The organism is Amycolatopsis anabasis (assembly GCF_009765355.1).
GTDB lineage: Bacteria > Actinomycetota > Actinomycetes > Mycobacteriales > Pseudonocardiaceae > Amycolatopsis > Amycolatopsis anabasis.
Window position 1 is genome coordinate 171,209 of record NZ_VTHK01000006.1, and the last position, 18,781, is coordinate 189,989.

Annotated in this window: 15 protein-coding genes and 1 pseudogene; 8 read left to right on the forward strand and 8 right to left on the reverse strand. The window is 71.8% G+C overall.

The features are described from left to right. Window positions 1-21: 21 nt before the first annotated feature. The 5 genes from FXO23_RS10390 to FXO23_RS10410 are packed head-to-tail and all read left to right on the forward strand — an operon-like array spanning window position 22 to window position 4,944. On the forward strand, window positions 22-1,395 hold the full coding sequence (locus FXO23_RS10390; protein WP_218951942.1) for a hypothetical protein: 1,374 nt from the start codon (window positions 22-24) through the stop codon (window positions 1,393-1,395). Continuing rightward, on the forward strand, window positions 1,392-2,066 hold the full coding sequence (locus tag FXO23_RS10395) for a helix-turn-helix transcriptional regulator (RefSeq protein WP_158883351.1): 675 nt from the start codon (window positions 1,392-1,394) through the stop codon (window positions 2,064-2,066). The genes FXO23_RS10390 and FXO23_RS10395 overlap by 4 nt, the downstream gene beginning before the upstream one ends. Next, complete coding sequence (locus FXO23_RS10400; protein WP_158883353.1) at window positions 2,063-3,706, forward strand: right-handed parallel beta-helix repeat-containing protein; 1,644 nt, start codon at window positions 2,063-2,065, stop codon at window positions 3,704-3,706. Before FXO23_RS10395 ends, FXO23_RS10400 begins: the two co-directional genes overlap by 4 nt. 16 nt (window positions 3,707-3,722) lie before the next feature. Further along, window positions 3,723-4,376: a response regulator transcription factor gene (locus FXO23_RS10405; protein ID WP_158883355.1), complete on the forward strand. Its 654-nt coding sequence runs from the start codon at window positions 3,723-3,725 to the stop codon at window positions 4,374-4,376. A gap of 34 nt (window positions 4,377-4,410) precedes the next feature. Then, window positions 4,411-4,944 carry a hypothetical protein gene (locus tag FXO23_RS10410; RefSeq protein ID WP_158883357.1) on the forward strand — a complete coding sequence of 178 codons (534 nt, stop codon included), beginning with the start codon at window positions 4,411-4,413 and terminating at the stop codon, window positions 4,942-4,944. Window positions 4,945-5,306: 362 nt separating this feature from the next. Here FXO23_RS10410 and FXO23_RS10415 read toward each other — a convergent pair whose 3' ends face one another. Both FXO23_RS10415 and FXO23_RS10420 read right to left on the reverse strand, forming a co-directional pair. Then, window positions 5,307-5,951: a response regulator transcription factor gene (locus FXO23_RS10415; RefSeq protein WP_158883358.1), complete on the reverse strand. Its 645-nt coding sequence runs from the start codon at window positions 5,949-5,951 to the stop codon at window positions 5,307-5,309. Beyond that, window positions 5,936-7,180, reverse strand: coding sequence for a sensor histidine kinase (locus tag FXO23_RS10420; RefSeq protein ID WP_158883360.1), 1,245 nt, complete (start codon window positions 7,178-7,180; stop codon window positions 5,936-5,938). The genes FXO23_RS10415 and FXO23_RS10420 overlap by 16 nt, the downstream gene beginning before the upstream one ends. 188 nt (window positions 7,181-7,368) lie before the next feature. On the opposite strand from FXO23_RS10420, the gene FXO23_RS10425 reads away from it, so the two are divergent. Continuing rightward, on the forward strand, window positions 7,369-7,797 hold the full coding sequence (locus FXO23_RS10425; RefSeq protein WP_158883362.1) for a hypothetical protein: 429 nt from the start codon (window positions 7,369-7,371) through the stop codon (window positions 7,795-7,797). A 380-nt stretch (window positions 7,798-8,177) separates the two neighbouring features. On the opposite strand, the gene FXO23_RS10430 is transcribed toward FXO23_RS10425, so the two are convergent. Continuing rightward, entirely contained in the window at window positions 8,178-8,783 is a 606-nt protein-coding gene (locus FXO23_RS10430; protein ID WP_158883365.1) for a hypothetical protein, read from the reverse strand. A 68-nt stretch (window positions 8,784-8,851) separates the two neighbouring features. On the opposite strand from FXO23_RS10430, the pseudogene FXO23_RS10435 reads away from it, so the two are divergent. Continuing rightward, window positions 8,852-11,158: pseudogene (locus tag FXO23_RS10435) on the forward strand (molybdopterin-dependent oxidoreductase); the annotation flags it as partial. A 1,069-nt stretch (window positions 11,159-12,227) separates the two neighbouring features. On the opposite strand, the gene FXO23_RS10440 reads toward FXO23_RS10435, so the two are convergent. Further along, window positions 12,228-13,445, reverse strand: coding sequence for an erythromycin esterase family protein (locus tag FXO23_RS10440; protein ID WP_158883367.1), 1,218 nt, complete (start codon window positions 13,443-13,445; stop codon window positions 12,228-12,230). A gap of 114 nt (window positions 13,446-13,559) precedes the next feature. On the opposite strand from FXO23_RS10440, the gene FXO23_RS10445 reads away from it, so the two are divergent. Further along, window positions 13,560-14,276 (forward strand): MerR family transcriptional regulator, encoded by a 717-nt coding sequence (locus tag FXO23_RS10445; protein ID WP_158883602.1) that lies wholly within the window; start codon window positions 13,560-13,562, stop codon window positions 14,274-14,276. Between the two features lie 29 nt (window positions 14,277-14,305). On the opposite strand, the gene FXO23_RS10450 is transcribed toward FXO23_RS10445, so the two are convergent. The 4 genes from FXO23_RS10450 to FXO23_RS10465 form a co-directional block, all read right to left on the reverse strand. Continuing rightward, window positions 14,306-15,970 (reverse strand): acetolactate synthase large subunit, encoded by a 1,665-nt coding sequence (locus tag FXO23_RS10450; protein WP_246257107.1) that lies wholly within the window; start codon window positions 15,968-15,970, stop codon window positions 14,306-14,308. Window positions 15,971-16,191: 221 nt separating this feature from the next. Beyond that, the gene (locus FXO23_RS10455) at window positions 16,192-17,046 is read right to left on the reverse strand and encodes an LLM class F420-dependent oxidoreductase (RefSeq protein ID WP_158883371.1); all 855 of its coding nucleotides are present in this window, start codon (window positions 17,044-17,046) and stop codon (window positions 16,192-16,194) included. 47 nt (window positions 17,047-17,093) lie between these two features. Then, a complete protein-coding gene (locus FXO23_RS10460; protein WP_158883373.1) occupies window positions 17,094-17,537 on the reverse strand; it encodes an SRPBCC family protein in 444 nt (147 codons plus the stop codon). 11 nt (window positions 17,538-17,548) lie between these two features. Next, window positions 17,549-18,730 (reverse strand): epoxide hydrolase family protein, encoded by a 1,182-nt coding sequence (locus FXO23_RS10465; RefSeq protein WP_158883375.1) that lies wholly within the window; start codon window positions 18,728-18,730, stop codon window positions 17,549-17,551. Window positions 18,731-18,781 lie beyond the last annotated feature (51 nt).

Consider the following 18,781-nt stretch of genomic DNA (forward strand, 5'->3'; position numbering starts at 1 on the left):
CCTCATGTTCGTGGTGATGGTATGCGGCTGCGCCGAGCCGCGATCGGGAAAGGAGGTCTACCGGTGTATCCCGAGGTGCCAGGTCCGTACGCTAACGCCAAGCCGGGCGAAGATGAGCCGATCGGGCGAACCTGGCCACAACCGGCCACCCCGGCCCGAGTCCCCGCCCCACCGGTCCTCGTGGTGTCGGCCGCGGCGGCGGCCGCGACGTCCCGGCCGGTCGCGGCGCCCCAGCCGCCCCCGCGGTTTCCCGGGCCACCGCGAACCCCGTTGGCCCGGCCGCCTTCCCCGCCTCCCCCGCCCGCCCCGGTCGCCCTCCCGCACGCGCCCGCTCCGTCGAAGGACCGGCTGGCCGAGTTCGCCGAACGCCTCGGGCTGGTCCAGGTGGTCTGGTGGCAGATCGCGGTGGTGAGCGTCCTGTCCTGCGTGCGGCAGCCGTGGCCGGTGCTGGCGGCCGTGTCCGCCGGTGCGGCCGCGGTGCTCGCGCTGACCGCGGTCCACGTCCGCGGGCACTGGGTGTACGAGCTGGCCGGGCTGCGCGCCCGGTTCCTGCTGCGCGGCCGGCGGCACGACCTGCCCGGCCACGACCAGACCGCGGCGAGGGCGCTGTCGCTGCTGGGCATGCTGCTTCCGGGCACGACCGCCGGGACGCTGGAAACCAACCAGGGCACCGCGCTGACCCTCAGCCATCCGGGCGGGGTGAGCGCGATCCTGCGCCCGCGCGGGACCGGCCCCGTCGCGGCGCTCCCCGGCCCGGCCGCGCTGCTGCCGCGCGGCGACGGCCAGGAGCACGACTTCGCCGTGCAACTGGTGTGCCACACCGGCACGAAACCCGGGACGCCGCCCAAGGTGTGGGTGGCCGTGCAGGCGGTGCGGACCGCCGGCACCCCCGCCGACGACGAACTCGCGCTGGCCCTGCGCAACGGATTGCGCCGCGTCCGGCGGGCCCTGGAGCGGGCGGGGGTGCCGACCGAGCCGCTCGCCGAGGACGCCGCGCTCGGCGCCGTCGCCGCGCTCGCGCACGTCACCGGCGGCCGCGACGAACTGCGCGAGGAATGGGGTTTCTGGCGCGCCGGCCCGGTTTCCCAAGCCTGCTTCACCCTCGAGGGGTGGTCCCGGCTGACCGGGGACCAGGCCGCGCGGCTGACCGCGGACCTGCTCACGCGCACCCCCGGCGTCGCGGTCACGGTGACCCGTCACGCCCGCCCCACCCCGGGTGGCATCCGCTCCGGCGCGGTGCTGCGGCTCGCCGCGACCACCGAATCGGCGGTCGACGTGGCCGCCGCGCACCTGACCCACCTGCTCACCCGCGCGGGCATCCGGCCCGCCCGGCTCGACGGCGACCACCTCCACGGGGTGGCCGCCTCCCTTCCGATCGGAGGTTCCCTGACATGACCGCAATCCTGGAACGCCTGCCGCAGGGCACCGGCGAGTCCGCCTGGTCCGGCGCCGGACCGCAGGCCCTGCTCGCGTCCGCCACCCGCGAAGTCCTGGTGATGACGACCCGCGCGACCGCGCGGCACGACCCGATCGGCACGCCGCGCCCGATCGACCACGAGAACCTGCGCCGCGGTGTCCGGTACCGGATGCTCGCCCCGGACTCGGCGCGCATCGCGCCCGGCGTGGCCCCGCAACTGGCCGGGCTCGCGATGGCGGGCGCGGCGGTGCGGACCGTCGCGAAGGTGCCCGGTGACGTGCTCGTGGTCGACGGGCACACGGTCGTGCTGCCCGTCGGCCGGACCGCGTCGGGCCACGTGTCCGGGGTGGCGAGCTTCCGCCTGCCCAGCGTGGTCGGGATGACCGTGGAACTGTTCGAGCGGACGTGGTCCGGTGGCGTGCCGATGGCGTCGGCGGCACCGGCCGAGGCGGACGAACCCCTTGCGCGGCAACGGCAACTGCTCGCGCTGCTGTCCACCGGGTGCACCGACGCCATGGTCGCCGACCGGCTCGGCCTGTCGGTGCGCACGGTCCGGCGGACGGTGTCCGACCTGATGAACCGGCTCGGCGCGGCGAGCCGGTTCCAGGCCGGGGCGAAGGCCGTCGCCCGCGGCTGGCTCGCGCCGTGACCGCCGCGGCCGCGCCGCGCGTGCTGCTCGTCGAACCCGGCAAGCACGGCGCCTACCCGACCATCGGCGAGGCGGTGTGCGTCGCGCCGGACGACGCCGTCATCTCGGTGGCGGGCGGCAGCTACGAGGAGACCTTCGAACTCCTCGACCGGCGGCTGACCCTGCGGGCGGCCGAGGGCGCCGAGGTGCGGCTCGACGGCTCCGGGGCCGACTGGCCGGTCCTGCGCGCCCGCAACGGATCCCTTACGCTGCAAGGGATCGAGGTAGTCGCCGGGGCCGTAGCCGTGCAGGCGGACGAAGTCGAGCTGACCGTCGACCGGTGCACGCTGAGTTCCCGCGTCGGCCCGGCGATCAGCATCCGCGGCTGCCGCCGGTTCACCGTCGAACGGTGCACGATCGCCGGCGCCGAACTCGGCATCGCGGTGGAGAGTTCCTCCGGCCACCTCGGTTCGACGTCGATCAGCGACATCGCCGGGGACGGGCTGGTGCTCGGGCTCGGCGCCGACCCGGAGGTCCGGGACTGCGCGGTGGACGGCTGCGGGCAGCGCGGGATCTACGTCTACCAGTACGCCCGGCCGGTGATCGAGAACTGCACGGTGGCCCGGACCTCCGCCGCGGGGATCGCCGTGACGCACCGGAGCGTGCCGACGATCCGGCGGACGGCGGTGCACGACGTCAACGGTCCCGGGATCGCGTTCGCCGCGGGTTGCGGCGGCCTGGTGGAGGACTGCGCGCTGGAGAACACCGCCGAGCCCGCGCTGGAACTCGCCGAAGGCGCGACGCCGGCGGTCGTCGCCGCGAAGCCGAAGTCGCCGGTGCGGGAGAAGGGATTGGACGGCTTGCTGGCCGACCTCGACGGCATGGTCGGGCTGCCCGCGGTGAAGGCCGAGGTCCGGTCGGTGGTCGACGAGATCCAGGTCAACGAGTGGCGCCGGAAAGCCGGGCTGAGCGTGGGCGCGGTGAGCCACCACCTGATCTTCGCGGGCGCGCCGGGCACCGGTAAGACCACCGTCGCGCGGACCTACGGCAGGTTGCTCGAGGAGCTCGGCGTGCTCAGCGGCGGCCGGTTCCGCGAGGTGTCGCGGCGCGACCTCGTCGGGCAGTACATCGGGCACACCGCGGAGAAGACGGCGGTGGTGTTCGAGGAGTGCAAGGGCGGCGTGCTGTTCATCGACGAGGCGTACACGCTGTCGCGGCAGGCCGGCAGCGGGGATTTCGGGCAGGAGGCCATCGACACGCTGGTGAAGCTGATGGAGGACCACCGCGACGAGGTGGCCGTGATCGTCGCGGGCTACACCGGTGAGATGGCGGACTTCCTCGCCGCGAATCCCGGCCTGGCGTCCCGGTTCTCCAAGACCATCGAATTCGAGAACTACACCCCGGACGATCTGCTGCGGATCACCGAACGAATGGTCGCCGACGGCGAATACGTGCTCGACACCGAGGCCACGCCGGTATTGCTCGAGCACTTCGCGCGGATCGCGAACACGCCCGGCTTCGGCAACGCCCGCGACGCGAGGCGGCTGTTCGAAGGCGCCCGCAAGGCGCAGTCGCGGCGGCTGCGTGCCCTCGGCCGGATGCCCGACACCACCGAACTTCGCACCCTGCTCGCCGAAGACATCGCCGCGGCCGCCGGGTGAGCTACGCTCGGTACCCGTGCGGGTACTGGTACTGGAGGACGACGCGGACCTGCGCCGCGCGGTCACCCGCTCGCTGCGCGGCGACGGCCTGGCCGTGGACGCCGTGGCGGATCTCGCCGCCGCGGACGAGGCGCTGGCGGTGAACGACTACGACTGCGCGGTGCTCGACCGCAAGGTGCCCGGCGGCGACGCGCTGCACTACGTGCGGGAGCGGCAGAGCCGGGGCTGGACCCTGCCGGTGCTGTTCCTCACCGCGCTGGACGACCAGGGCGACGTCGTGGCCGGGCTGGCGCACGGCGACTACCTGGTCAAGCCGTTCAAAATGGCGGAACTGGTCGCCCGGGTGCGCAGCCTGTCGCGCTGGTCCGCGGCGCCCGCCCGGCTGCCGGTGCTGCGGTGCGGCGACCTGGAACTGGACACCGCCCGGCACGAGGTGCGCCGCGCCGGCGCGCTGCTCACCCTGACCAGGACCGAATTCGCGGTGCTGGAACTGCTCGCCACCCACCAGGGCCGGGTCGTCTCCCGCGAAGCCCTGCTGCGCCACGGCTGGGACGATCCGCCGTCGGCCGACAGCCTGAACTTCGTCATCGGGCGACTGCGCAAGAAACTGCGCGACCCGCCGATGATCGCCACCGAACGCGGCTCCGGCTACCGCCTCCATTCGGCGTAGCGATGCGCGCGGATCCGCGTGGCACGCTGACCGGGTGAACCCGATCCTCACGCAGGTCCTCACCATCGCCGGCGTCCTGCTCGGCTCCACGGCCACGTTCATCGCGACGAGCGCGATAGAACGAACCCGGTGGCGGCGCGCGCACAGCGCGCGCTGGGACGACAAACGCCTGGAGGCGTACACCGAATACGCGAACGCGGTGAAGAAGATGGTCCGGCTGTGCCGCCGCATCGCCGAAACCAAGGACCTGCTCCCCACCGGGCGGCCCATCGACCTCGAGGCCGGATTCGCGGAAATAGCCGAGGCCGAAACCGAACGCGCGCTGAACTGGGAAACCGTTCTGCTGCTCGGGGAACCGGCGACCATCGCCGCCGCACGAGCGTGGCACGAACAGGTCTGGCGGCTGGAAATCCTGCTCCGCCAAGGGGATCCGGACACCTCCTCGTTCGCCGATGCCTACCAGCAATCCATGCGCCTGCGCAACGAGTTCTACGCCCGCGCCCGCGCCGACCTGAACGTCACCAGCGGCCCCCTGCCCGAACTCACCTGGAGTTCCTTCCGCCCCTAGGGTCGTGAGTGTTCCGGCCGGTTCCAACCGGCTTGGTTCCCATACAAGAGACGGTGACCGGTCTGGGCGTGCAGGCGCCGCCTGGCTGCCACCCCGATGCTCGTCGCACTTTGTCGGCCAAGAGGGACCGCAACGAGGCCGTGCTCGTCGGGGCGCCCGGGGGCCTACCGAAATGGGGGAACTCGGAGGACACCAATGTGGCTTTCGGGACGTTGAAGGTACCGAACGCCGCATTGGGTACCTCCGAGCACCACCACCCAGCGCGGTTTCGCACTTTGTCGGCCAAGTGCGGCTCGTCGAACGGAAACGCCAGGTCACCAGTAGGTGACCAAATAAAAGTCCGCTCTAACCGGTCTGAACACTCACGAGTTCAGGTAGGTGAGGACGGCGAGGACGCGGCGGTTGTTGCTGTCGTCGTCGGTGATGCCGAGTTTGCCGAACAGGGACGTGGTGTACTTGCCGATGGCGCTCTCGCTGAGGAAGAGCCGCCGGCCGATGGCCTGATTGGACAGTCCCTCGGCCATCAGGCTGAGCACCGAGTACTCGCGTTCGGTGAGCCGATCCAGGTGCCGGTTCGAGGATCCGCTGGACAGCAGTTTCGCGATGACGGCCGGGTCCATGGCGGTCCCGCCACCGGCGACGCGTTCCAGGGCGTCGACGAACTGATCGGCGTCGAACACGCTCTCCTTGAGGAAGTAGCCGACGCCGCTGGCGCCGTCGGCCAGGAGTTCGCGGGCGTACAGCTGTTCGACGTGCTGGGAAAGGATCAGGACCGGCAGCCCGGGCACTTCGCGGCGGGCCGCGAGCGCCGCCCGCAGGCCCTCGTCCGACTGGGTCGGCGGCATGCGGACGTCGACGATGGAAACATCCGGCCGCCACTTCAGCAGCGCGTCGAGCGTCTCCGGTCCGGTGGTCGCCGTCGCCACCACCTGGTGCCCGTATGCCTCGATGAGGCGGACCATCCCGTCGCGCAGGAGGTAGAGGTCTTCGGCTACAACGATTCGCACGGCACCATCATCCTCGCACGGGTCGGGCCACCGGCCGGGCTGGTGATCTCGAAGGTGCCGTCGAAGACCGCGAGGCGGCGGCGCAGCCCGTCGAGCCCACCGCCGGAGTGCACCTCGGCCCCGCCCCGGCCGTTGTCTTCGACCTCCACCACGAGGCCGGTTTCGTCCCGGGCAAGGGAGATCCGCGCCCGGGTCGCGTGGGCGTGCTTGACCGCGTTGGTCAGCAGTTCGGCGATTCCGAAGTAGACGGCGGTCTCGATCGGCGGGTCCAGGCTCAGCGGAGCGTCGGCGTGGACGGCCGCTTCCAGCGGGCTGTCCAAGGCCAGCGCGCGAACGGCGTCGACCAGCCCGCGCTCGTTCAGCACCGGCGGGTTGATTCCCTGGACCAGTTCGCGGAGTTCGGTCAGGGACGTGGTGGCGCCGGCCCGCGCTTCCCGCAGCAGCGCCTTGGCCTGCTCGGGATCGGTTTCCATCAGCTTCTCCGCGGTCGCCAGCGAGAGCCCGAGCGCGACCAGGCGAGCCTGCGCTCCGTCATGCAGGTCCCGCTCGATCCGGCGGATTTCGGCGGCCTGCGCGATCGTGGTGTCCGCGCGCTGGGCGGTCAGCTCGTCCACCCGGTCCGCCAGCGCCATCGCCGGTGACGCGCGCAGGAAGCGGGCGGCCACCGGCTCGACGGGCCGCCAGGCGTACGGGGCACTGGCGATCGCCACGGCCAAGCCGAGCACCCCGATCAGGCGCGCGGGGAGCCCCGGGTGGGAGAACCCGAGCACCGCCGCCACGACTCCGGCGGGCGGGACGGCCGCGAGCAGGCCCACGGTGACCGGCGCGAGCACCGTGAACCGCAGGTCACGCCAGGTGGCGGGATCGCGCCACCGGATCCGCAACCGCTGGTCCTGCCGGGCATCCCGGCTGGACCGCGAATAGGAGAAACCGTTCCACCAGTACCCGGTGGACATGCGCGTCACCGGCCCGGCCTGCCGGTATCCGGCGGGAATGGCGGTGCCCGTCCACTTCGCGACGAGGGCGCGGAAAATCCGGCAAACCGGCCGGGACAGGGCGAACGTGCCGATAACGGCCCAGATGAACGGCGCTATCCCCGCCCACGGACTTCCCCACCAGATCGTCAGCGCCACGGCGGCCGCCCACACGGCCGGGACCAGCATGCTGACGACCACCAGAACGCACGCCCGCACGAACCCCGCGCAAGCGCTCGCCACCCACTGTCGCATGACCCTTCCTTCGCACCCCGTAACCGGCTTGATGTGTCCACTGTGCACCACGCGGGGCCCGATTCCCGCCGGATCGGCCCCGGAGTGGGTCTAGCCCCACCCACCCGTGTGTCCAGGCCCATACCGGGCTGCCCCGGCGATTCCTAACGTCGACACCACTCCGGACAACACGAAGGGAAGAAAGCGAAATGGCAACCACCAACCACACCACGGCCACCCGCCACGACCACCCGCGCACCCGGCTCGGCAAGGTGCAGAAATTCGTCCTGGCCTACGGCGCGCTCGCCGTCGTGGTCCTCATCGCGGTCGTCCTCCTCTCGATCGCCGGGAAAGAGGTGACTTCGTTCATGTGGGGCCGAACCGGCGGAGTGCTCGCGAGCGCCGTGGCGACCTACTGGCTGACCGTCCTCGCCGCGCGGGGATCACGATCGGCCTTCCTCCGCGTGCGCGTCATCTCGGTCGTCGTGCCGATCGCGATCATCGCCATCGACCTGATCCCCGGTGCCCTCCCGCCGTGGTTCATCGCGCTGCAGATCGCCGGCGCGCTCACCCTCGCCCCGGCCGCCTTCATCGTCAACGGATCCGGCCTGCGCGCCGCCTTCCCGAAACCCCGCTGACCTCGCGGTTCCCCGACCTTTCGCGTTGGCCGGGTTCCGAAACGGGGAACTCGGGCTACCGAAACGGGGAACACACGCGACCAGAACGGGGGACTCGCGGGCGGGCGCGGCCCGCCGCCGCGAGTTGCACACTCAGGCACGCGAGTTGCACGTTCGGGTACGCGAGTTGCACACTCGGGCACGCGAGTTGTCCGCGGGTTCCCGATCGCGGTGGGCGCCGGGAATCCGACCGGTGTCGCGGGTGGTCCCGAGTGTGTATTTCACTTGCCCGAGTGTGGAGTTCACTTGCCCGAGTGTGGAACTCGGCGATCGGAACGGGGGACTCGCGGGCGATCCCGTCGGCATCAACCGCATCGATGCCACAACCCGCAGGTTGGGCCTCAGTTGTCCACTTTGACGTCCATGCGCACGGTGCCGCCGGGGTAGGACTGGAAGTACTGCTGCAGCGGGGCGCTGCTCGCCGTGCATCCGGCGGTGGTCACACCGTCCTCGGAAGTGGTCGGCAGGACGGCGGAACAGCGGGCGAGGAATTCGTTTCTGTCCGGCAACAGAACGTAGAACGTCGCCGACCCGTTGCCCACTCCGCCGTTGTTGCGGAAGACAGCGCTCATCGAGCACGAGGCATAACCACATGGCCCGTCCCATTGCGACGATCGCACGGAGAAATCGGGCCGCGTCGGCCGGGTGCTTTCGGTCGTTTCCGTTGTCTCCGTCGTCTCGGTCGTTTCCGTCGTGGTCGGCGTCGACCGCTCGGTCGATTCCTCCGCCGAAATACGCCAGGTCGCGGTCGTCTCGCTCACCGAAGCCGACGTGGCCGCCGACGTCGAAGAAGGAGAGGTGAGCTCTTTCCACAGATTGAAACCGGTCAAGCTGTTCAGCCCCACCAGGACGCTGACGATCCCGGCGACCATACCGATGCCGACGGCCCATTTCTTGTAGTCGGGCTCATCGTCGGAGTTCCCCGACTTACCCGACTCGTCCGCCATCGGCCCAGTTTACTGGATTGTCCGGTCCCCTGGAACCGGTTCGACCGCCGCGGAGGCCCCGGCCGGGAATGGACTTGATCGCGCGGCCGGTTGCCGGGATCGTGGATCTCGTGACGGCCGTTGACGACTATGCCGGTTCGGCGGGGACCCGCCGGATCCCGGGGTACTGCACGCTCTGCAAATCGCACTGCGGCTCGGTTTCCGTGGTCGACGGTGACCGCCTGCTCGCCGTCGAACCGCTGCCGGGGCATCCGACCGGCGGGGCGCTGTGCGCGAAGGGCAGGGCGATGCCGGAGCTGACCGCCAGCCCGAAACGGCTGCTGCGGCCGCTGCGGCGGACGAACCCGAAGGATGCCGACGATCCGGGCTGGGTGCCGATCAGCTGGGACGCGGCGCTGGACGAGATCGCCGGGCGCCTCGCGGCGATCCGCGCGGAAAGCGGGCCGGAAGCGGTCGCGTTCGCGGTGACCACCCCGAGCGGCACGCCGATGGTCGACGGCAGCGAGTGGGTCAACCGGTTCGTGCACCGGTTCGGCAGCCCGAACATCGTCTACGCGACGGAGATTTGCGGCTGGCACAAGAACTTCGCGCACGCGTTCACCTTCGGCCAGGGGATCGGGACGCCGGACTACCGCGCCGCCGAGCTGATCATCCTGTGGGGCCACAATCCCGCCCGCACCTGGCTCGCCCAGGCGAGCGCCATCGCCGAGGCGCGGCGCGACGGCGCGAAGGTGGTGGTCATCGACCCGAAACGCGGCGGGAGCGGCCAGCAGGCCGACCAGTGGCTGCGGATCCGCCCCGGCGCCGACGCCGTGCTCGCCCTCGGCGCGATCAATCACCTGATCGGCGGCGAATCCTACGATGCCGGCTTCGTCCGCTCCTGGACCAGCGCGCCCCTGCTCGTCGACGACACCGGCGAACTCGTCCGCGAACAAGGCGACTTCCTGGTGTGGGACGGCGGAACCGGGTCGGCACGGCGGTACGACACCACCCGTGCGCTGAGCGAACCGGACGCCGTCGCCCTGCGCGGCCGGTTCCGGTTGCCGGACGGCCGGGCCGTCCGGCCGGTGTTCGACCTGCTCGCCGCGCACGCCGCCGAATGGACGCTGGAGCGGGTCGCCGAGACCACCTGGATCGACCCGTCCGCGGTGCGCGAGTTCTACGCGATGCTGGCGAAATACCGGCGGGTCGCCTACTACTCGTGGACCGGGATCGGCCAGCACACCAACGCCACCCAGACCGAGCGCGCCGTCAGCGTCCTGTACGCGCTGCTCGGCTGTTACGACCAGCCCGGCGCGCTCCGCTGGGTGACCAAGCACCGGCCGAACCCGCTCGGGGACTTCTCGGCCCTGCCCCCGGAGCAGCGGGACAAGGCGCTCGGCAAGCGGGAGATGCCGCTCGGGCCGCCGCTGCAGGGGCATGTGACCGCGCGGGACTTCCGGCGCGCCGCGCTGACCGGCGAGCCGTACCGGGTCCGCGCGCTGGTCGGGTTCGGCGCGAACATGGTCGTCTCCCAGGGCGCCGCGGACGAGAACCGCGAGGCCCTGCGCGCGCTGGAGTTCCAGGTCCAGTGCGACATGTTCGAGAACCCGACCGCGGCGACCGCGGACATCCTGTTGCCGGTGTGCGCGCCACCGGAACGGGAAGGCTTGATGATCGGCTTCGACAACAGCGCGGACGGGGAGGAACTCGTCCAGCTCCGGCCGCGGATGGTGCCGCCGGCCGGGGAATCCCGGTCCGACTACGAGATCGTGTTCGCGCTGGCCGAGCGGCTCGGTATGGCCGAGGCGTTCTTCCACGGCGAACTGGACGCCGGTTGGAACCACCAGCTCGCCCCGCTCGGGGTCACCGTCGAAGAACTGCGGCGCCATCCGGCGGGCTTCCGCATCCCGATCCGGCAGCGGGACCGGAAGTACGCCACCGAGCACGCCGACGGCACGGTCACCGGGTTCGCCACCCGCACCCGCCGCGTCGAGCTGTATTCCGAACTGCTGCGCGAACACGGCCAGCCCGCCCTGCCGACCTTCACCGAACCGGACGACATCGCGCCCGGCGACGGGACGTTCCCCTTCGTCCTCACCACCGCGAAGAACGGGCACTTCACCCATTCCTCGCTGCGCTCGCTGGCCTCGCTGCGACGGCGTTCCCCCGATCCCGGGGTCGACATCAGCCCGGCACTGGCCGCCGAGCGCGGCCTCGCCGAAGGCGACTGGGCGGTGATCCGCACGCCGGAAGGGCAGGCGCGGCTGCGGGTGCGGTTCGACGACAGCCTGCACCCCAAGGTGGTGATCGCCGAACACGGCTGGTGGGACGACACGCCCCCGCCCGCCACCCCCGGCCTGGCCGCGCTGGGCGGGGAAACGAGCAACATCAACGCGGCCCTCTCCGACCGCAGGCGGGACCCGGTCAGCGGATCGGTGCCGCTGCGCGCGGTCGCCTGCGACCTCCGCCGGGACGAGGAGACCTCGGCCGGGAACTGGGCCGGCTGGCGCGCCTTCCGCATCACCGGCCGGTCACCGGTCGAGAACGGGGCGCTGTCGCTGACCCTGCGACCGGTCGACCGCGGCCCGGTGCCCGCCTTCCGGCCGGGACAGCACATCGCGGTCCGCGCCCCCGAACTGGGCACCCACCGGGCGTACTCGCTGACCAACGCCACCGAATCCGGGACCCTGCGGATCGCGGTGAAGAACATCGGCGGCCGCCTGTCCGGGCACCTGCACGCCGCCGCACCGGACGTCCTCGAGCTGAAAGCCCCGGCGGGCACGTTCACCCTCCCGGTCGGCGGGGACCGCACGGTGCTCTGCGTCGGCGGCGGCATCGGCGTGACACCGTTCCTCGGCTACCTGGAAACCCTCGCCCGCGCCCGGCAGGCGCCGCCCTCGGTGCGGCTGGTCTACACCCGGCGCCGGGCGGACACCGCGACCCCCATCGCCGACCGCCTGCTCGAACTGGCCGGGCAACTGCCCCAGGTCGAGGTGCGCCAGCACCTGACCGGCCCGGGCGGCGGCCGGTTCACCGCGGCCGACCTCGAGGAGGAGTTCCTCGCCACCCGCCCCCTGGTCTTCCTGTGCGGCCCCGCGGCCCATGATGTCCGAACTCACCGGCCAGCTCCTCGCCCGCGGCGTCAACCGGTTCGACATCTTCACCGAGGAGTTCTTCACCGAGGTCGACATCCCGGACACCCTGGCACCGGCCACGGTCCGCTTCGCCCGCTCCGGCCGGGAGATCACCTGGACCCCGGAATCGGGCACCCTGCTCGACGCCGCCGAAGCCGCCGGGATCCCGCTCGGCAGCGGCTGCCGCACCGGAGTCTGCGAATCCTGCCGCGTCGACGTGCGCGGCGGCCAGGTCGCCCATTTGTCCACAGTGGACAACACGCCCGGCACCTGCCTGACCTGCCAGGCCATTCCCCTCTCCGACCTCGAACTCGACGGCTGAGCGCGGCTACCAGTACTGGTGCCGCTTTCCGTCGGTGTCGGCGACGAAGATCACCGCGTCGGCGCCGCCCAGCTCCGCCGGGTTCAGCGGGAGGTGGCCGGGCAGGATCGGTGCGCCCGCGCCGATCGACGGGGGAAGCGCGGCGCGCAGGGCCGGTGCCGGGAACAGGGCGCGGCGGGTGGTCGCCCCGGCCAGCACGCCCTGGAGGGTGCCCGGGTCGCTGTCGGGGGCGGCGTCGGTCGCCAGGAACGCGTAGCGCTCGCCGAGGGTCAGCTCGACGAGGGCGCCAGCGCTCCCCCAGCTCACCTCGTCCTCGCCGACCGGCAGGTGGGACCGCGCGGGCTGGAGGTGCGCGTTGTGCGCGAACACCAGGCTCGGCCCGCGGTGCTGCTCCCGCGCGGCGATCGCGAGCAGGTTCTCGGCCATCATCTCGGCGCGCAGGCTGAGCAGGGTCGCGACGCGATCGGGCGCGGGGCCGGCCATGGCCGCGTGATAGCGGAGCAGGCCCTGGGCGGTGCGCGCGTGCGCGACGGCGCGGGCGTAGCCGGTCGGATCGGTGGGGCGCAGGCCGGGCGCCGCGCGGCGCAGCGCGCTGGCGAGGTCGTCGGCGACGACGCGCAGGGCGCGGGCGCGGCCGGAGTCGCCGATGGACGCCGCCGGGTCGAACATGGCCGCCTGGTTCGTCCAGTCCGCGTCCGCGCCGAGCAGCGCGTCGAGCTCGCGCGCCGATCCGGGTCGCAGCGCCGCGGGCAGGTAGTCGTGGACCGGGAACAGCGCGTGCCGCGGGCTCGGCGCGCCGGTGATCTCCAACGGCGCGTCGAAGCCGTGGAAGCGAACCCGGTCCCGCGGTGCGCGGCCGGCGTTGTGCGCGCGGAGCCATTCGACGAGTTCGCGGTTGGACGGCAGGGCGCCGAACCCGTGGCTGAACCCGGTCGCGAGCACCTGGTCGATCTCCGCCGTGCCCCCGCACACGTAGTCGTCCACGACGGACGCGGCGAAGACATCGGTCTCCAGCACGATCGACCGGTATCCCCGCTCGACGAGGTGGCTGAGAAGTTCGTTGCGCAGCAACGGGAACGCCTCGATCCCGTGGGTCGGCTCGCCGAGGGCGAGCAGGGTCGGCGGCTCGGTCCGGGCGGCGAGGAACTCGTCGACGGCACGGCCCAGGCTTGCCGGGTCGTCGAGCTGGCGGCCGATCCCGCGCAGTGCGGTGGCAGTGGACATGGACACCCCTTTTCCGGAAGGCACTGCCCTCGACAGTATCGTTGAAGAATCGAGTGAAACTTCTGCGACTTATCCCTGCACTAGCTGGATTGAAGCCTCAACCGGAGGTGCGAGCTGCGACCCATCGACCTGGCCCGGGAACACGGGTTGTCCGCGCAGGCGGTCCGCAACTACGACGACGCGGGCATCCTCCCGCCGACCGAGCGCAGCGAGACCGGCTACCGGCGCTACACGCCCCTGCACGCGCAGGCCCTGCGCGCCTTCCTCGCGTTGCGCCGCGGCCACGGGCACCAGCAGGCGATGGAGCTCATGCGCGCGGTCCACCGCGGCGACCTCGAGTCCGCCTACCGGCTCATCGACACCGCGCACGTCGCGCTGCTCGCCGAACGCGACACCCGCACCGAGTCCGCGACGGCCCTGGGCACCCTGTCCACCACGACGCCCGCCACGGCCAACGGCCGGCCGCTGACCGTGGGCGAGCTCGCGCGCCGGCTCGGCGTGCACCCGGCGACCTTGCGCACCTGGGAGACCGAGGGCATCCTGCGCCCCAAACGCAACCGGGCGACCGGCTACCGCGAATACGGACCGGACTGCGTGCGCGACGCCGAGATCGCGCGGCAGCTGCGCCGGGGCGGCTACCTGCTGTCCCAGGTCGCCCGGTTCCTCGATTCGCTGCGCGAGGCGGGCGGGGCGGACGCGTTGACCGCCTTCCTCGACTCCTGGCAGGACCGGCTGACCACGCGCAGCCGCAACCTCCTCGCCGGCGCGGCCCAACTCGACGCCTACCTCACCATGCTCGATCGGACGCGGCAGCGGCCGTCGGCGACGTAGTGGGCCCGACCCCGTGCGTTCCCACGGCCTCAGAAGGGACCGGTGAGTTCGCCGAGTTTGTCGGTGAGTTCGACGTTGTGCGAGTAGTCGACCGGCACGGTGACGACCGAGACGCCGTCGTCGGCGAGCGCTTTGCGCAGCGTGGGCAGCAGCTCGTCGGCGGCGGTGATCCGGTAGCCCCGGGCGCCGAAACTCTCCGCGTACTGGACGAAGTCGGGGTTGCCGAAGGCGATGTGGGAACTGCGGCGCAGTTCCAGGTCCATCTTCCAGTCGATCAGCCCGTAGGCGTCGTCCTGCCAGATCAGCACCGTGATCGGGATGTTCTCGCGGACCGCGGTCTCCAGTTCCTGGCTGTTCATCAGGAACGCGCCGTCCCCGGTGGCGGCCAGCACGCGCCGCTCCGGATGGGCCAGTTTGGCCGCGAGCGCGCCCGGCACCCCGAAGCCCATCGCGGACAGCCCGTTGGACACCAGCAGGGTGTTGGGTTCGTAGGTCGGGTACATCCGGGCCAGCCACATCTTCACCGCGCCGGTGTCGGCGAGCACGATGTCGTCGCGGCGCATGGCCTCGCGGATATCGGCGACGATCCGGCGCGGGGACAGCGGAAACCCGTCCTCGGCGCGTCCCTGGTCCAGCTCGTCGCGGATCAGCCCGCGGATCTTCTCCCCGGTGCCCGCGAGGTCGAACCGGCGGGGCACGGCGTCCGCCAGCGCGCGCAACGAGCGGGAGATGTCGCCCTGAATGCCGACATCGACCGGGTAGTGGTTGTCGACCTCGGCGGGGAACTGGTGAATGTGGACGATCCGCTTGTCACCCCGCGGGTTGATCTTGACCGGATCGAACTCCTGCAACTCGTACCCGACCGCGAGAAGCACGTCGGCCTCGTCGAAGCCGAAGTTGACGTAGTCGTGGCGCATGAAGCCGACCGCGCCGAGCGCGTGCGGATGGTCGTCGGGGAAGACGCCCTTGCCGTTGAAGGTGGTGGCGACCGGCAGCCCGAGCCGCTCGGAGAACTCCACCAGCGCCGCGGACGCGCGATCGCGGGTCGCGCCGTGCCCGGCCAGCACGATCGGCCGGGCGGCCGAGGAGAGGATCTCCGCGGCGCGGGCGACCTGGGACGGCGAAGGCTCCTGCGGGCGCACCACGTTGACCGGCAGCGGTTTCAGGTCGCCGGTGACCGGCGCGGCTTCGACGTCCTCCGGGATGGCCAGGTACACCGCGCCGGGCCGCTCGGTCTGGGCGGTCTTGAACGCCTTGCGCACCAGTTCCGGCAGCGCCTCGGCCGCGGGCGCGAGTTCCGCCCATTTCGTGATCGGCCGGAACAACCGCACCAGATCCACCACCTGGTGCGACTCCTTGTAGATCCGGTCCAGGCCGACCTGCGCGGAGATCGCGACGACCGGGGTGCTGTTCGTGGTCGCGTCGGCCACCCCCAGCTGCAGGTTGATCGCGCCGGGCCCCAGGGTGGCCGACGCCACGCCCGCCTTGCCGGTCAGCCGCCCGTAGATCTCGGCCATGAACGCCGCACCCTGCTCATGCCGCACCAGGATGTAGCGGATCGGCGAATCGTTCAGCGCGTCGACGAAATGGATGTTCTCCTCACCGGGGACGCCGAAGACATATTCGACGCCCTCGGCTTCCAGGATCCGGACCAGCAACCGCGCGGCGTTGTCCGGCGAAGCATTGGCAGGCAAGGAAATCCGCTCCCCACAGTCGTGCACCATCCGTACTTCCCATTGTCCGCCGCCGGCTCGGAATCTCCGTCGAATGTGACCGGACAGACTGCTCGGTCGTAACGCGGTTCTCATCGCCCTGGGGGTCGTGAGTGTTCCGACCGGTTGGCACCGGCCTGTCCACTCACGACCCCAGCACCCGGCTCCACGCGTACACAAGGGAACCGGTGTGGGTGGTCGCCTCAATCCCGCGCCAGGCCGACGCGTTCGGCGAGCCGCGCCAGGTAGCCGGTGACCACCTCGGGTTCCGCGTCCGGCAGTCCGAACAGGACTTCGGTCACCCCGGATTCCGCCCAGGCGGCCAGCGTGTCCGGGCCCGGCTTGCCCGCGAGGGCAACCACCTCGGGCGCGCCCTCCCGGCCCGACTCCGCCCAGAGTTCCCGCAACCGGCGGGCTCGCGCACCGATGTCGCGATCGGTGGGGGTGGTCATCCAGCCGTCGGCGTGCCGCGCGATCCAGGCGAGGTTGCGGTCCGTGCCGCCCGCGCCCAGCAACACCGGCACCCGTCCGGCGCGCACCGGCTTCGGCCACGCCCAGCTGGGCCCGAAGCGCACGAACTCGCCGTGGTAGCTCGCCTCCTCCTGGGTCCACAGCGCTCGCATGGCGCCGAGGTACTCGCGCAGCGCGGTCCGGCGCCGGCCGCCCGGAACGCCGTGATCGGCCAGCTCGTCGGTGTTCCAGCCGAACCCCGCGCCGAGCACCACGCGGCCGCCGGAAAGGTGGTCGAGCGAAGCGATCGTCTTCGCCAGCGCGATGGGGTCGTGCTCGGCGGGCAGGGCGACGGCGGTGCACAGCGTGATCCGCCGGGTCACGGCGGCGGCCGTCGCCAGCGCGACCCACGGGTCCAGCGTGCGCAGGTAGCGGTCGTCGGGCAGGTCCCGGGTGCCCGTACCGGGATGCGCCGCCTCGCGCCGCACCGGGATGTGCGTGTGCTCGGGCACCGCGAACGAATGGAAGCCCGCCTCTTCCGCGGCCCGCGCGACCGCCGACGGCGAGATGCCGCGGTCGCTGGTGAACAACACGACGCCGTATCGCACCCGCACTCCTCAGTTCGACGACCCGTCCGCCCACATTAGAACACGTTCTACTTCTTGGCGGAATAGGCGTGCTCAGCGAGTCCGATCGCCATGCCCCGCAGGAAGCGGCGGAGGCGCCATTGGACGAACCACCGCATCCCCCGGCGGGCCAGGTAGGTGCCGTGCCAGTGAATCCTGGTCCCGCCACCGGGCATTTCGTGCAGTTCGATCGCGGCGTGGTAGTCGGTCAGGTACGGGTTTTCCACCCCCTCGTACGCGAACCGGCGTTCGGGAACCAGTGCGGTGATCCGCTCCTTGGTGACGACCTTCCCGGTGCGGAAGGCGCGGGTCGCGCCGACGCCGTCTCGCCCGTCGGGTGCGAGGTCGCGCGACTGACCGGTTTCCAGCGCGTCGATCCGCGACCATTCGGGCCAGCTCCGCGGGTTGAGCAGCAACGTCCACACCGCCGCCGGGGGCGCCGCCGATTCGGCCGTGACGTCGTAGGACTGCATTCCAGGACACCTCACTTCGGGGAGTTCGGGGGAGGGCCGGTCCGCACCTGGCGGAACGCGTCCCTGATCTCGGAAACCAGCAGCTCCGGCTGTTCCAGGCCGGGAAAGTGGCCGCCGCGGTCGAGTTCGTGCCACGAACGGAGATCGTGGTAGCGGCGCTCCGCCCAGCGGCGCGCGGTCGGCCAGGGATCGGCCGGGAACAGCGAGCAGGCGGTGGGGGTGGTCACCGGCTGCGCGTTCTCTTCCTCCGCGCTGCGCGGCACCCACCGCATCGCCTCCCAGTACCAGCGGGCCGTGGCGGCACCGGTGCCGGTCAGCCAGTACAGCGCGATGTTGTCGACCTGCTGGGACACGCTCACCCCGCCACCGACCTCGGGCCGGGTGTCGGCGTAGGCGGCGAACTTCTCACCGAGCCACGCGGCCAGCCCGGCGGGCGAGTCGACCAGCGAGTAGCCGAGCGTCTGCGGGCGCGTGCCCATCAGCAACCCGAAGCCGTAGCCGTCCGCCAGATGCAGGTCACGCCGGTACAGCGCACGCTGTTCGGCCGGGTCCGGGGAGATCCGGTCCTCCGGCAGGGGCGAGGCCAACGGCATCGTCAGGTGCAGGCCCGCGACGCGCTCCGGAGCGAACCGCGCCAGTTCGGTGCTCACGTAGGCGCCCCAATCCCCGCCGTGCGCCCCGAACCGCCGGTAGCCGAGCACGGTCATCAACTCGGCCCAGGCCCGGGCGGTGCGGCCCGGATGCCAGCCCCGCTCCCGGGGACGGTCGCTGAACCCGAACCCGGGCAACGCCGGTACGACCACGTGGAAGGCATCGCGCGCGGAACCACCGTGGGCGACCGGATCGCTGAGCGGCCCGAGCACGTTCTCGAACTCGAGCACCGAGCCGGGCCAGCCGTGTGTCATCAGCAGCGGCAGCGCCGCCGGCTCCGGTGAGCGGACATGCCAGAACGCGATGCCCAATCCGTCCAGGCTTACCCGGTAGTGCGGAATCGCGTTCCACCGGGCTTCGCTCGCGCGCCAGTCGTGCTGTCGCCACGCATCCAGCAACGCCGTCAGGCGCCGCAGCTCGATTCCTTGCGTCGCGTCCGGGACGGTCTCGGGTTCGGGCAGCCGGACACGCTCCAGGCGGGCACGCAGATCGGCCAGCTCGTGCTCGGGGACGTGCGGGGCGAAGGGCTCGATTTCAGGCACCGTCGCCTCGCTCCGCGGAAATGTCGGTCATGGCCAAGACGCTAGGAGCGG

Excerpts from the sequence above, each read along its gene's own strand:
- FXO23_RS10390 (WP_218951942.1), top strand. The coding sequence starts at position 22 with ATGCGGCTGCGCCGAGCCGCGATCGGGAAAGGAGGTCTACCGGTGTAT.
- FXO23_RS10395 (WP_158883351.1), top strand. The coding sequence starts at position 1,392 with ATGACCGCAATCCTGGAACGCCTGCCGCAGGGCACCGGCGAGTCCGCC.
- FXO23_RS10420 (WP_158883360.1), bottom strand. The coding sequence starts at position 7,180 with ATGCGACAGTGGGTGGCGAGCGCTTGCGCGGGGTTCGTGCGGGCGTGC.
- FXO23_RS10425 (WP_158883362.1), top strand. The coding sequence starts at position 7,369 with ATGGCAACCACCAACCACACCACGGCCACCCGCCACGACCACCCGCGC.
- FXO23_RS10430 (WP_158883365.1), bottom strand. The coding sequence starts at position 8,783 with ATGGCGGACGAGTCGGGTAAGTCGGGGAACTCCGACGATGAGCCCGAC.
- FXO23_RS10440 (WP_158883367.1), bottom strand. The coding sequence starts at position 13,445 with ATGTCCACTGCCACCGCACTGCGCGGGATCGGCCGCCAGCTCGACGAC.
- FXO23_RS10460 (WP_158883373.1), bottom strand. The coding sequence starts at position 17,537 with ATGCAGTCCTACGACGTCACGGCCGAATCGGCGGCGCCCCCGGCGGCG.